Below are 14,299 nucleotides of genomic sequence, written 5' to 3'. Positions count from 1 at the left end.
AGTTTCTACTTTTCCTCGTGGCTGTGAGTCACCAGCCAGCAGTTGTGGATTTGACGATTGCGGGCAAAGTCTTCAGATTGTGTTTGCGCGGTGATCTCTTTCGCTTCCAATCCCAACGCCTTTATCCCGTCCAAATCCATCTGGAAACCGCGCTTATTGTTTGAGAACATGATTGTTCCCTTACGGCGCAGTAACCGTCTAAGTTCTTTCATCAGCACTAAATGATCGCGCTGAACATCAAAGGTGGTCTCCATACGCTTGGAGTTGGAGAACGTCGGTGGATCAATGAAGATCACGTCGAATTGCTCATCGGTGTTACTCAGCCAGGAGAGGCAATCGGCCTGAATCAAGCGGTGCTGCTGGCCAGTTAAACCATTTGCCCGCAGGTTTTTCTCCGCCCATTCCAAATAGGTGCGCGACATATCGACTGTAGTGGTACTGCGTGCGCCCCCCAGCCCTGCATGAACACTGGCAGTACCGGTATAAGCGAACAGATTAAGGAAGTCTTTACCCTGGCTCATTTTGCCCAGCATCTGACGGGCAATACGGTGATCCAGGAACAAGCCGGTATCGAGATAATCGGTCAGGTTAACCCATAACTTGGCATTATATTCACTCACCAGCAGGAACTCGCCTTTCTGGGCCAATTTCTCGTATTGGTTTTTGCCTTTCTGCCGTTCGCGAGTTTTCAATACCAACTGGTTAGAAGGCAAATTCAACACCGCCAAAGTGGCATTAATCACATCAAACAGACGCTGACGCGCTTTTTGTGCATCAATGGTTTTCGGCGGCGCATATTCCTGCACTACCACCTTGCTACCATAACGGTCAACGGCCACGTTATAATCTGGCAAATCAGCATCATACAGGCGGTAACACTCAATGCCCTGTTGCTTAGCCCATTTATCCAGCTTTTTCACATTCTTACGCAGGCGGTTAGCATAATCCTCAGCAACCTGAACACCCGCCGCACCTTGTGGATTTACCGCTAATTGGTAGTTTTTCTGCACGCAATCCAACGGGCCATTTTTAGCTTTGAATTCGCGCTCTGCACGCAATTGCAGGCAGCTCAGCAGGTCCGGCGAGGCACTGAACAAGGATAGACGCCAACCACCAAATGACGTTTTCATAATGCGGCCGAGCATATTATGCAACGCAATCAATGCTGGCTCACTGTCCAACCGCTCACCATAAGGTGGGTTACTGATAACCGTACCTACTGGCCCTTCCGGTAATGGATTTACCAATTTGCTGACATCGTTGGCATTAAAGGTAATCAGTTCTGCTACCCCAGCGCGACGGGCATTGGCTCGAGCCATCTCAATCACACGCCGATCAATATCAGAACCAAAGAAGCGCGAGGTCGTCTCCTGCAAACCACGGCGCGCACGAACTTGCGCTTCGGTGGTTAATTCACGCCACAGCTCTTCGTTAAAAGCACTCCAGGCGGTAAAGCCCCAATGCTCACGATGCAGCCCCGGTGCGCGGTCAGATGCCATCATGGCAGCTTCAATCAGCAATGTACCTGAACCACACATCGGATCGACCATCGGCGTGCCCAACTGCCAGCCAGAACGTTGGATAATCGCCGCAGCCAAATTTTCTTTCAGCGGCGCCTGACCGGTAAGGTCACGATAGCCGCGCTGATGCAAACCTTCGCCACTGAGATCCAGCGCGACACTGGCCATCTCTCGTTGCAGGAAAACATTCACCCGGATATCCGGCTGCTGTTTAGCTACAGTTGGGCGCTGATCCAGCTTACGAGTAAAGCTATCGACGATGGCATCTTTAACTTTTAATGCCCCATACTGGCTATTGCGGATTTCGTCATTCACGCCGCTAAAATGCACGGCAAAGGTTTTATCCACACCAAAAATTGATGGCCAATCAATCGCCTGCACCCCAAGGTACAAATCTAAATCGCTGTAAACTTTAAAATCATTGAGCGGTAACAAAATGCGCGAAGCCAAACGGCTCCACAGCAGGCTTTGGTACATGAGTCGATCGTCGCCCTGAAAATGTACCCCGCCCTGCACTATTTTACAGTCGTGAGCGCCCAACGCTTCGAGTTCGCTTTTTAACAGTTCTTCCAGTCCACGCGCCGTGCTGGCAAACAGAGAGTTCATATCGCACTATCACCAAAAAGAAAATTGTTGCGCATTATAGCTAATCCCAGCAGCTTGTCATAAAGTTGCTCCCTCTTATTTAATACTCGCACGGAGGCAATGGTGATTACCCTCTCCCGACTTTATGTTCATCCGGTAAAATCCATGCGCGGCTTGCAGCTTTCTCATGCACAAGTCAGCAGCAGTGGATTGGCCTTTGACCGCGTATTTATGATTACCGAACCGGATGGCACTTTTATTACTGCGCGCCAATATCCGAAGATGGTGATGTTTACCCCCGCCTTAATGTCAGACGGTTTATATCTCACTGCCCCTGACGGCGAGAGTGCCAGTATCCGCTTTAATGATTTTTTAGCCAATGCCGAACCGACAGAAGTTTGGGGGAATCATTTTACCGCGCTCATTGCCCCTGCTGCTATCAACAACTGGCTCAGTGGTTATTTTCAAAGAGAAGTACAATTACGCTGGCTGGGGCCAGAATTAACTCGGCGGGTAAAACCCATGCCGGAAATCCCGCTGTCATTCGCTGATGGTTTCCCTTATCTGTTAATTAACGAAGCTTCATTTAAAGAGTTGCAACAACGCTGCCCCGGCAGTATTAAGCTAGAACAGTTTCGCCCTAATTTACTGGTGACCGGTGCCAGTGCATTTGCTGAAGACAGTTGGCAAGTTATCCGAGTGGGCGATATTACCTTTGATTTGGTTAAGCCATGTAGCCGCTGCGTATTAACCACGGTCAGTGTTGAGCGCGGTCGCAAGCATCCAACCGGCGAGCCATTACAAACACTACAGACATTCCGAACCGCCGAGAATGGCGATATCGATTTTGGTCAGAATATGGTGGCCAGGAACAGTGGTATTATTCGGGTTGGGGATGAAGTAGAAGTTCTGTCAACTAAGCCACCGCGCCCTTATGGCGCTGGAGCGGTAGTTGAAAGCCTTGCGGCACCAGAGGATAAATCCAAAGCCGTAGCCATTGAGTATAATGGTATTCGCTTTAACGGGAATAATCAGCAGGTATTATTGGAACAGTTGGAGCAACAAAATATCCGCATTCCTTACTCGTGCCGGGCAGGAATATGTGGCAGTTGCAGAATTACGTTAATCAATGGCGAGGTCGCACCGTTAAAACAAAGTGCTATTGGAAATGACGGAACGATTCTTTGTTGCAGTTGCATACCTAAAGGAGATATTACGCTTAGCGGCAAATAAGCTGCAACTGATTAACTAAACCGCCCGGTCAAGATTAAAGGCCGGTGCGGCATAAGGTTTCTCGATAACCAACGGTATTAAGCGGTCATTCATTATCTTTATCGCATCGCCCAATACTAACTGACGCCCGGCTAATACTACCTGGGATTGTGCTAATAAACACAAACTGGCAGTGTCACCAGACTCAACCACTAACAAACTAATATCTTCACCGTTCTCCAATACTTTTACTGTCGCCAGCTCTGCATTCTGTGGCAGCCACGTTTTAGATTGTTGTGCAAAATACCAGCTTTTGGGCATTAATGGTTTAAGAAAACGAAAAGCAACCAACGCATTTAATATCAATTCCGAACGTTGCTCATGCCCCATTTTAATTTGGCGGCATTGATCTTCAAACTCAAAATAAAGCGCGGCATCGTCGACACAAAATGCAGACTCATCAAATGCATCAGGGGTTAACATTTTAGACGGGAAGCGCGAGCGAAATATCATACCATTGGCTAAATCCAACATAAGTCGGTCATGTTCGGTATCAAAATACCAACGCCATTTATCGTCTGGTTTAATCCGCATATTTTACCCTTCCCGCCACGCTCACCAACATTATTGACTCAACAATTTGAGTTATCAACCATCTAATTGCACTTAATCGTATAAGGCTTTTGATGTATATTTAATCCATTGGGGTAAAATATAGACGAGCCGGAGGAATAAATAAACCCCCCGGCCAATAATGAAGATAAATAATTAGATATGAGTAACGATATTCTTAATCAAACCTGGCCCACGGAAGATAAATCCGGAATAAATTTGAATCAATGAAGCTCCCGCAGCCATTTTTTCTCGAGCAGCAGTGACTGAGTCAATTCCACCCACCCCAATAATAGGTAAGCGGCCTTGTAGCTCTTGCGATAAACGGCGAATCACTTCAGTACTACGTAATTGCAATGGACGGCCACTTAACCCACCGGCTTGTTCGCAATAATTTAATCCCTGAATGAGAGAACGATCTAAAGTGGTATTAGTGGCGATAACGCCATCTATATTATGGCGAACCAAACTGTCCGCTATTTGGATCAATTCTTCTTCAGTAAGATCCGGGGCGATCTTTACCGCCACCGGAACATACTTATGATGGCGCTGATGTAATTCAGTTTGTTTATTTTTAATTGCTGCTAATAAATCATCCAGCGCTTCACCATACTGTAAAGATCGTAATCCTGGGGTGTTGGGTGATGAAATATTAATCGCGATATATCCGGCGTAAGGATAAACTTTATCCATACAAATCAAGTAATCTTCTTTGCCTTGTTCTACCGGCGTATCTTTATTCTTGCCAATATTAATACCTAAAATACCGCCAAAATGTGATTTCTTGACGTTTTCAATTAAGTTATCAACCCCATGATTATTAAATCCCATACGATTGATCAAGCCTTCAGCCTCGACGATCCTAAACAATCTTGGTTTATCATTTCCTGACTGTGGCTTTGGTGTTACCGTTCCGACTTCAATAAAACCAAATCCCATCGCGCCAAGAGCATCAATACACTCGCCGTCTTTATCCAAACCCGCAGCCAAACCTAATGGATTCTTGAATGACAGGCCCATACAGCTTACAGGCTTGGTTGGCACTGATTGGCTAACCAAAAATTGAAGCGGTGTGCCGGTAAGACGTTTTAGCTGGCGAAAAGTGAATTCATGGGCACGTTCTGGATCAAGCTGAAATAGTGCTTTTTTAACGAGTGGATAATACATGTGATCTCCTGAGCGAGCGGTGACTAGCCGTTGATGCGGGAATGGTAAATTCATCTCTCAGGAAAGTAAACGTTTGCGACGTAAAGCCATGCAAAGACTGCAGGTATTTCAGGGGATAAAAAACAGAGAGCATCGCTGCCCTCTGTTTATCATGCAAACAACCTATCTATGCGGCCAATGCTTTGGTTATCTTTTCGTATAAATCACCAGATAAATTATCCAATGTTTTCAATTGTTCCAAAGCCTGGCGCATCAACGTTTGGCGACCTGAGTCATAGCGTTTCAAACGAATCAATGGTTCAATCAAACGAGCGGCAACCTGTGGGTTACGGGTATTCAAATCGCTAAGTATTTCTACCAGGAATTGATAACCGCTACCGTCAGTGGCGTGGAATGCGGCCGGATTACCGGAAGCAAAACTACCAATCAACGAACGGGTACGGTTGGGATTACTCAGACTAAATGCAGGATGCTTAAGTAAATCTCGCACCTGTGTCAAAACATCCGCCGCAGGGCTGGTTGCTTGCAGTGCAAACCATTTATCCATCACCAAACCATCATGACTCCAGCGCACATCAAACGCCGCCAGTAATTCATCACGGCAAGGCAACTGGGCAGCAACTGCGGCTGCTAATGCTGCCAGCGAGTCCGTCATGTTGTCAGCTTGATGATATTGAGAACAGACAAGCTTATTTGCAAACTCAGCATCACCAAACGCCAAATAACTCAGACAAGTATTTCGTAATGCCCGCTTAGCAATATCACTGTGTTCAATACGATATTCAGGAGTTATATTCGCCACATAGACGGCCAATAATTCGTCCGATAATTCATTTGCCAGACAGCGGGTAATAGCCTCATGCACCGCACTGATAGCTTGCGGATCAATTGTGGTAAACAGTTCCGCAATTTCATTTTCTGATGGCAATGTCAGGATCTGTGCCGCTAACGCGGGATCAAGATTTTCATCAAGCAATATGGCGCGGAAAGCATCAGCGACGTGATTAGGCAAAGTCAGCGGCTGTTTTTGTTGATATTTAGCAACATTGAGTTTGATATAGGTTGCCAGCAAACTTTGTGCCGCATCCCAACGGGAAAATTCATTGCGCGCATGTTGCATGAGGAACGTGAGTTGCTGATCGCTGTAGGTATAATCCAATTTGACCGGTGCAGAGAATTCCCGTAACAGGGACGGGATCGGAGTGTGCTCTACATTATCAAAGGTAAAGGTCTGTTCAGCCTCTGTCACATTCAGAACATGATGAACTGGTAAACCATTTCGCTGCAATGCAATCACATTGCCTTTACTGTCATATAGCTCAATATCCAATGGGATATGCAATGGCAATTTTTCTGGCTGATCAGCCGTTGGCAACGTTTTCTGACTAACGTGCAGATGATATTGCTGTTTTTCAGCATCATAATCATCACGTACCGTCAGTATTGGTGTACCGGATTGGCTATACCAGCGGCGGAATAAAGACAGATCGACATTAGATGCATCTTCCATTGCCTGCACAAAATCATCACAGGTCGCCGCACTGCCATCATGGCGTTCAAAATAGAGTTGCATGCCAGCCTGGAATTGCTGTTCACCCAGCAAAGTATGCATCATGCGGATAACTTCTGACCCTTTCTCATACACAGTTAAGGTATAGAAGTTGTTCATCTCGATGACTTTATCCGGGCGAATGGCATGAGCCATCGGGCTGGCATCTTCGGCAAACTGCGCTGCACGCATAACTCGTACGTTTTCAATACGATTGACTGAGCGCGAGCCTAAGTCAGAACTAAATTCCTGGTCGCGGAATACCGTTAAACCTTCTTTCAGGCTTAATTGGAACCAATCACGGCAGGTGACTCGGTTACCCGTCCAGTTATGAAAATATTCATGACCAATAACCGCTTCAATGTTCAGATAATCTTTATCTGTCGCCGTTTCTGCTTTTGCCAGAACATATTTTGAATTGAAAACATTCAACCCTTTATTTTCCATGGCCCCCATATTGAAGAAATCAACCGCCACAATCATATAAATGTCGAGGTCATACTCCAGACCAAAACGGGTTTCATCCCACTTCATGGAGTTCTTCAATGAGGTCATCGCCCAGTCGGCGCGATCCAGATTACCGCGGTCAACAAACAACTCCAGCGCAACTTCACGCCCCGAGCGGGTAATGAACTTATCACGCAACACATCAAAATCACCGGCGACCAAAGCAAACAGGTAACAAGGTTTTGGGAACGGGTCTTCCCATTTTACCCAATGGCGGCCATCATCCAGAACTCCCTGCCCCACATGGTTACCGTTGGAGAGTAAATAAGGATAAAGTGCTTTATCAGCGACAATGCGGGTGGTAAAACGCGCCAACACATCAGGGCGATCTAAATAATAGGTAATATGACGGAAACCTTCAGCTTCACATTGGGTACAGAGTGCCTCACCGGAAAGATATAACCCCTCAAGTGCGCTGTTAGTTGCAGGGTGAATATCATTGACGATTGTCAGAGTAAAATGAGCGGGTAATTGCTCAATAACCAGCGAATTATCCTGTAGCTGGTAATGCGGCCATGCTTGCCCGTCAACGCTGATACTCACGAGCGTTAAATCCTCACCATCTAAAACCAACGGTGTCACGTCTGCTGTTTGACGTTTTACCTGACTGATCGCCGTTACTGTGGTTTTTTGTGCATCAAGTGCAAAATCCAGATTGATATCGGTGATAGTGTAATCCGGCGATTTATAATCGTGACGGTATTTAACTTGTGGCTGTTGTGTCATGGAAACCCTTTTGACGTCATCAGTGAATATGATTATCAAGTCTGTATTTATGGTCGTTTTGGCTTAAAACTTTAGCTTCAAAACCTTATCTTCAAAGTACGGCTGCCAGCGACTTCGTCTTAGACTCAGAGAATCTTTTCAATGTATCACAATGCTCAAAAAAACCTAGGTGAGAGGCGGTGTTAATACGGCAAATAGTGCATTGAATGATCTTTTTTCGAGCCGCCTCGCATGCCCGCGACTTTATTACATTTAACTCAAAACCAAACGGAGAGTTGATGTTATCAAGAGAAGAAAGCTTGCCGGATGTTTCACGTTATTTCGAATATACCCGTGGCTATTGTCTATATTCTATTCAGATTAATAACCCTATATATTTTAATACAATTTTCTCCTTATTATCTAAATAGCTAAAAAACTGACCTTAATTGGATTGATCGTTTAGCAAAACAGCTTTTCTATCGCTGATGGCACGTTTAATCCTAGACCTGGGATTAGAATTTATGGTGTGATGAGGCTTCAATAACAGGATAATACCGGTATACTTCTGCGACTTTAGATTATGCCGACTGTGGAAAATGCTCCTACGAGGATGCTGTATAGCGCCATGACCCAAGACGCCTCACCGATTTTGACTTCATTGCTTGATACCGATGCATATAAACTTCATATGCAACAAGCAGTGTTTCATCGTTATCGCCATATTACCGTTGCCGCTGAGTTCCGCTGCCGTGGTGATGAGCTGCTGGGCGAGTATGCCGACGAAATCCGCCACCAGATAACATTGATGAGCCAATTGGCATTGACCGATGATGAGTATCAGTACCTCTCCGGTTTGCCCTTCTTTAAAAATGACTATCTCAATTGGCTACGGGCCTTTCGTTTTAATCCCGAGCAAGTCACTGTATCTGATAATGACGGTGAATTAGATATTCGTATTACTGGGTTATGGTGCGAAACAATTCTGTGGGAAGTGCCACTATTAGCGGTAATCAGTGAAATCGTCCATCGCCGCCGTTCTGCACATGTCACGGCTGATCTGGCTGTTTCACAGCTGCGTAGCAAGCTTCAGCAATTTAACGCGCTCAGTGCTGATATTGATATAACCCACTTCAAGTTAATGGATTTTGGTACGCGTCGCCGTTTCTCACGCGAAATACAACATGCCATTGTCAGTCACTTAAAAGATGAATTCCCCTACCTGGTGGGCACCAGTAATTATGATTTAGCACGGAAATTGTCTTTAGACCCCGTGGGAACCCAAGCTCATGAATGGTTCCAGGCGCATCAACAAATTAGCCCGGTGCTGGCCAATAGCCAACGCGTCGCGTTACAAGCCTGGTTAGATGAGTATCCAAACCAACTTGGTGTGGCGTTAACCGACTGCATTACTATGGATGCATTCCTGCGCGATTTTGATAAAACCTTCGCGGACCGCTATCAGGGATTGCGCCATGACTCGGGTGATCCGGTTGAATGGGGTGAAAAGGCTATCGCCCATTATGAAAAACTGGGCATTGACCCAATGAGCAAAACATTGGTGTTCTCAGATAATCTGGATCTGGAAAAAGCGCTGTCGCTGTACCGCCACTTCTACCAACGGGTTAAATTAGTATTTGGTATTGGTACGCGTTTAACCTGTGATATTCCAGGCGTTAAGCCGCTGAATATCGTGATTAAACTGGTTGAGTGTAATGACAAACCGGTGGCTAAACTGTCTGATAGCCCAGGTAAAACCATTTGTCATGATCCCGCTTTTGTTGATGAATTACGTGAAGCATTCGCTCTGCCGTTGGTTAAAAAGGCCAGCTAATATGCAATTGCCGGGCGGCAGGTGCTTGCCCGGTCCCTCTCTAACTTGAACTTTTTTCCTCGCTTTACTCTTCTATATTCCACTATTCAATCATTTCTCTGTTTGTGTCGTATATTTTTATAACAATGTTGCACTGAACTGATGATTTCTACTTGTGTCCTGCACCGCCGCAAGTAACATAGCAACATCCCCATTTCTTTGGGTTGTTAACTATTTCGATATCAAAATTATCCAAAACTATTAAAGAGAGAAATCTATGAGCGTAGTGCCTGTAGTCGACGTACTGCAAGGCCGTGCTGCGGTTGACAGTGAAGTCACCGTGCGCGGTTGGGTGCGTACCCGGAGAGATTCTAAAGCGGGTATCTCCTTCGTTGCCGTTTATGACGGTTCCTGCTTTGACCCGTTACAGGCCGTCGTAAATAATACTTTGCCTAATTATCAGGACGAAGTATTACATTTAACTACCGGCTGTTCAGTAGAAGTGACTGGCACCGTAGTGGCATCACCGGGTGAAGGGCAGAGTTTTGAAATTCAGGCAACCGCTATCAAAGTGGTCGGTTGGGTTGATGATCCCGATACTTATCCAATGGCGGCAAAACGTCACAGTATCGAATACTTGCGCGAAGTCGCACACTTGCGTCCGCGCACTAACCTGATTGGTGCAGTGGCTCGTGTTCGCCATACTTTGGCACAAGCTATTCACCGTTTCTTCGATGAGAACGGTTACTTTTGGGTTTCAACACCGCTAATCACGGCATCTGATACTGAAGGTGCGGGTGAGATGTTCCGTGTATCGACATTGGATCTGGAAAACCTGCCGCGTACTGATAGCGGCGCGGTCGATTTCAGTGAAGATTTCTTCGGCAAAGAAGCTTTTCTGACGGTATCCGGTCAGCTTAACGGCGAAACTTACGCCTGCGCGTTATCCAAAGTTTACACATTCGGCCCAACTTTCCGTGCTGAGAACTCTAACACCAGCCGCCATTTGGCCGAGTTCTGGATGGTAGAGCCAGAAGTGGCCTTTGCATCATTAGATGATGTCGCCGGTTTAGCTGAGAAAATGTTGAAATACGTCTTCCAGGCGGTGTTGAACGAACGTGCAGATGACATGAAATTCTTTGCCGAACGTGTGGATAAAGATGCGGTTGATCGCTTGCAGCGCTTTGTCACCTCGGACTTTGCTCAGGTTGACTACACTGATGCTATTGAGATCTTGCTGGCATCAGGCCAGAAGTTTGAGAATGATGTCTCCTGGGGCATAGATTTGTCTTCTGAGCATGAGCGCTATTTAGCTGAGCAACACTTTAAAGCGCCAGTAGTGGTTAAAAACTATCCAAAAGATATCAAAGCATTCTATATGCGTATGAATGAAGATGGTAAAACCGTGGCAGCAATGGATGTTCTCGCACCGGGTATTGGCGAAATCATCGGTGGTTCACAACGTGAAGAGCGTTTAGATGTGCTGGATGCACGTTTGGCAGAAATGGGCCTCAATAAAGAAGATTATTGGTGGTATCGTGATCTGCGTCGCTATGGCACGGTGCCACATTCAGGCTTTGGCCTTGGATTTGAGCGGTTGATCTCATATGTAACAGGGGTTCAAAACGTTCGGGATGTCATTCCGTTCCCACGCACACCGAGAAATGCCAGTTTCTAATTTCGTCATTTAGAAAAAAAGTGTGATTTTTTATAAATAAAAGCCAGCCTTGCTGGCTTTTATCATTTTTTAAAGTTCGATCTAAGTCACAAAGTTCCCTGATATTTACATTTTGTAACACATAGTTTCCCAATGAAACATATTCAGGTAATTGGTAGCATTTTCGGTCTGGATTATAACCCTCGTGAATGGAACACTGCGTTCAGACACAGACGACACCAAACTCTCAACAATAGTTCCAAAAAAATTATTGGCGGCAGTGGCAGGTGTCCGAATAACACCAATGAGGGTAATAATAATGATGAAGCGCAATATTCTTGCAGTAGTAATCCCAGCATTGTTAGTAGCTGGTGCAGCTAATGCAGCAGAAATCTACAACAAAGACGGCAACAAACTTGACCTGTACGGTAAAGTTGACGCGCGTCACCAGTTCTCTGACAACGCTGGCCAAGACGGCGACGAATCTTATGTTCGTTTCGGCTTCAAAGGTGAAACCCAAATTACTGACCAACTGACCGGTTACGGCCAGTGGGAATACAACGTTCAGGCTAACCACGCTGAATCCCAAGGCGACAAAGGCAACAAAACCCGTCTGGGCTTTGCTGGTCTGAAATTTGCTGAATTTGGTTCATTCGACTACGGCCGTAACTACGGCGTAATCTATGATGTCAACGCATGGACTGACATGCTGCCAGTGTTCGGTGGTGATTCAATCTCCAACTCTGACAACTACATGACTGGCCGTTCTACTGGCCTGGCTACTTACCGTAACACCAACTTCTTCGGTCTGGTTGATGGTCTGAACTTTGCTCTGCAATATCAAGGCAAAAACGAAAACGATCGCAGCGCTGTTGCAAACGGTGTTTACACTGGTGACAACCTGAAAGATCAGAACGGCGACGGTTTCGGTATCTCTTCTACTTATGATATCGGTTACGGCGTGAACTTCGGTGCTGGTTTCTCTTCTTCAAACCGTACCAACCAACAAAAAGTATTCAGCACTGCTGAAGGCGATAAAGCTCAGGCATGGAACGTTGGTGCTAAATACGACGCAAACAATGTATACCTGGCTGTAATGTATGCTGAAACTCAAAACATGACTCCATATGGCGATGCTTCTGATACTATCGCTAACAAGACTCGTGACATTGAAATCACTGCACAATACCAGTTCGACTTCGGTCTGCGTCCATCTTTAGGCTACGTTCAGTCTAAAGGGAAAGATCTTAACGCGAATGGCGATAACCAAGATCTGTTGAAATATGTTTCTGTAGGTTCTTACTACTACTTCAACAAAAACATGTCTACCTATGTTGATTACAAAATCAACTTACTGGACGAAAATGACTTCACTCGTAACAACGGTCTGAACACAGACGACGTTGTAGGTGTTGGCTTGGTTTACCAGTTCTAAGTTAAACTTAACCCGGCAGTTTATCTGCTGACTTAAGTTAAAAAAGACAGAGCCTCGGCTCTGTCTTTTTGTTTTTATCCTTGGCTAAAATAGGGATATTGCGCTGCCGAATACGCTATTTTGCCGATTTTTCACCCCGAATCCCCTCGCCTCACAACATTCATTTCTTTTTATCGCAAACGGTTGGCAAAGGCCGCAACTGGCGCTACCCTGATGGTTCTGTTTGCTTAACGCTAAGCCATGGAAGCCTCTGACATGTTTGAAAAAATCACTGCTGCACCTGCGGACCCTATTCTGGGCCTGACCGATATTTTCCGCGCGGATGACCGCCCTAATAAAATTAACCTGGGGATCGGTGTCTATAAAGACGAAACCGGGAAAACGCCGGTGCTGACCAGCGTCAAAAAAGCTGAGCAGTATTTGCTGGAAAATGAAGTCACCAAAAACTATCTGGGAATTGAAGGGCTGCCCGATTTCGCCCGTTGTACTCAGGAACTGCTGTTCGGTGCCAATAGTGCGATTATTACTGATAAACGTGCGCGCACCGCTCAAACCCCTGGTGGTACAGGTGGCCTGCGTATCGCGGCTGATTTTATCGCCCATCAGACCAGCGCCAAACGTGTCTGGGTCAGTAATCCAAGCTGGCCAAATCATAAAAACATCTTCGCCGCAGCTGGGTTGGAAGTGGTTGAATATGCCTATTATGATGCCGCTAACCATGCACTAGACTTCGATGGGCTATTAAATAGCCTGTCAGAAGCCCAAGCCGGTGATGTCGTGTTGTTCCACGGCTGCTGCCATAACCCAACTGGGATTGACCCAACAGAAGCTCAGTGGAGCCAATTAGCTGAACTGTCAGTGGCTAAAGGTTGGTTGCCACTGTTTGACTTCGCTTATCAAGGTTTTGCCAAAGGTTTGGAAGAAGATGCTCAAGGCCTGCGTATTTTTGCCGCACAGCATCAAGAACTGATTGTTTGCAGCTCTTACTCCAAAAACTTCGGTCTGTACAATGAACGTGTTGGCGCTTGTACCGTTGTTGCTGCAAGCAGTGAAGTAGCTGATATCGCCTTTAGCCAGGTTAAAGCAGTTATCCGTGCTAACTATTCCAACCCACCTGCCCATGGTGCGTCAGTGGTTGCGACCATACTGAGTGACAAAGCGCTGCGGGCAATTTGGGAGCAAGAACTGACTGATATGCGTCAGCGCATTCATCGTATGCGTCAGTTGTTTGTTAACACCTTGCAAGAAAAAGGTGCTAAGCAAGATTTCAGCTTTATCATTAACCAGAATGGCATGTTCTCGTTCAGCGGCCTGACCAAAGAGCAAGTGCTGCGTCTGCGCAATGAGTTCGCGGTTTATGCCGTAAATTCTGGCCGTGTTAACGTGGCCGGTATGACGCCAGATAATATGGCGCCATTGTGTGAAGCTATTGTTGCGGTGCTCTAATTAAGTCACTGTGATTAATCTGTAAAAAGGGTGCCCCAGGCACCCTTCAGATTGCTGACAAACCTCGACGACTCGATCTCAGGTGGTGAGG

9 protein-coding genes are annotated in these 14,299 nt (G+C 46.1%); 5 read left to right on the top strand and 4 right to left on the bottom strand.

Going from position 1 to position 14,299, the window contains the following annotated elements:
• Positions 1 to 5 precede the first annotated feature (5 nt).
• Entirely contained in the window at positions 6 to 2,126 is a 2,121-nt protein-coding gene (rlmKL, locus tag QSV56_RS02090; protein ID WP_050162168.1) for a bifunctional 23S rRNA (guanine(2069)-N(7))-methyltransferase RlmK/23S rRNA (guanine(2445)-N(2))-methyltransferase RlmL, read from the bottom strand.
• Between the two features lie 99 nt (positions 2,127 to 2,225).
• Here rlmKL and QSV56_RS02085 point away from each other — a divergent pair, with 99 nt between their 5' ends.
• Entirely contained in the window at positions 2,226 to 3,338 is a 1,113-nt protein-coding gene (locus QSV56_RS02085) for a YcbX family protein (protein WP_011816047.1), read from the top strand.
• Positions 3,339 to 3,353: 15 nt separating this feature from the next.
• On the opposite strand, the gene QSV56_RS02080 is transcribed toward QSV56_RS02085, so the two are convergent.
• The 3 genes from QSV56_RS02080 to pepN all read right to left on the bottom strand — a co-directional run bounded on the left by QSV56_RS02080 (position 3,354) and on the right by pepN (position 7,878).
• A complete protein-coding gene (locus QSV56_RS02080; RefSeq protein WP_019079857.1) occupies positions 3,354 to 3,911 on the bottom strand; it encodes a cell division protein ZapC in 558 nt (185 codons plus the stop codon).
• 174 nt (positions 3,912 to 4,085) lie between these two features.
• Complete coding sequence (gene pyrD / locus QSV56_RS02075; RefSeq protein ID WP_005159993.1) at positions 4,086 to 5,096, bottom strand: quinone-dependent dihydroorotate dehydrogenase; 1,011 nt, start codon at positions 5,094 to 5,096, stop codon at positions 4,086 to 4,088.
• Positions 5,097 to 5,262: 166 nt separating this feature from the next.
• Positions 5,263 to 7,878 (bottom strand): aminopeptidase N, encoded by a 2,616-nt coding sequence (gene pepN / locus QSV56_RS02070; RefSeq protein ID WP_050130000.1) that lies wholly within the window; start codon positions 7,876 to 7,878, stop codon positions 5,263 to 5,265.
• Positions 7,879 to 8,485: 607 nt separating this feature from the next.
• Here pepN and pncB point away from each other — a divergent pair.
• The 4 genes from pncB (at position 8,486) to QSV56_RS02050 (ending at position 14,208) form a co-directional block, all read left to right on the top strand.
• Entirely contained in the window at positions 8,486 to 9,691 is a 1,206-nt protein-coding gene (gene pncB / locus QSV56_RS02065; RefSeq protein ID WP_005170939.1) for a nicotinate phosphoribosyltransferase, read from the top strand.
• 256 nt (positions 9,692 to 9,947) lie between these two features.
• Positions 9,948 to 11,348, top strand: coding sequence for an asparagine--tRNA ligase (asnS, locus tag QSV56_RS02060; protein ID WP_019079860.1), 1,401 nt, complete (start codon positions 9,948 to 9,950; stop codon positions 11,346 to 11,348).
• A 301-nt stretch (positions 11,349 to 11,649) separates the two neighbouring features.
• Positions 11,650 to 12,762, top strand: a complete 1,113-nt coding sequence (ompF, locus tag QSV56_RS02055; RefSeq protein ID WP_161803523.1) for a porin OmpF — start codon at positions 11,650 to 11,652, stop codon at positions 12,760 to 12,762.
• 255 nt (positions 12,763 to 13,017) lie between these two features.
• Positions 13,018 to 14,208 carry an amino acid aminotransferase gene (locus tag QSV56_RS02050; protein WP_050335209.1) on the top strand — a complete coding sequence of 397 codons (1,191 nt, stop codon included), beginning with the start codon at positions 13,018 to 13,020 and terminating at the stop codon, positions 14,206 to 14,208.
• The last annotated feature ends 91 nt before the right edge of the window (positions 14,209 to 14,299 follow it).

The sequence above is a fragment of the Yersinia sp. 22-579 genome, assembly GCF_030433455.1.
GTDB lineage: Bacteria > Pseudomonadota > Gammaproteobacteria > Enterobacterales > Enterobacteriaceae > Yersinia > Yersinia enterocolitica.
This window is presented reverse-complemented; position numbering and strand designations above follow the sequence as displayed.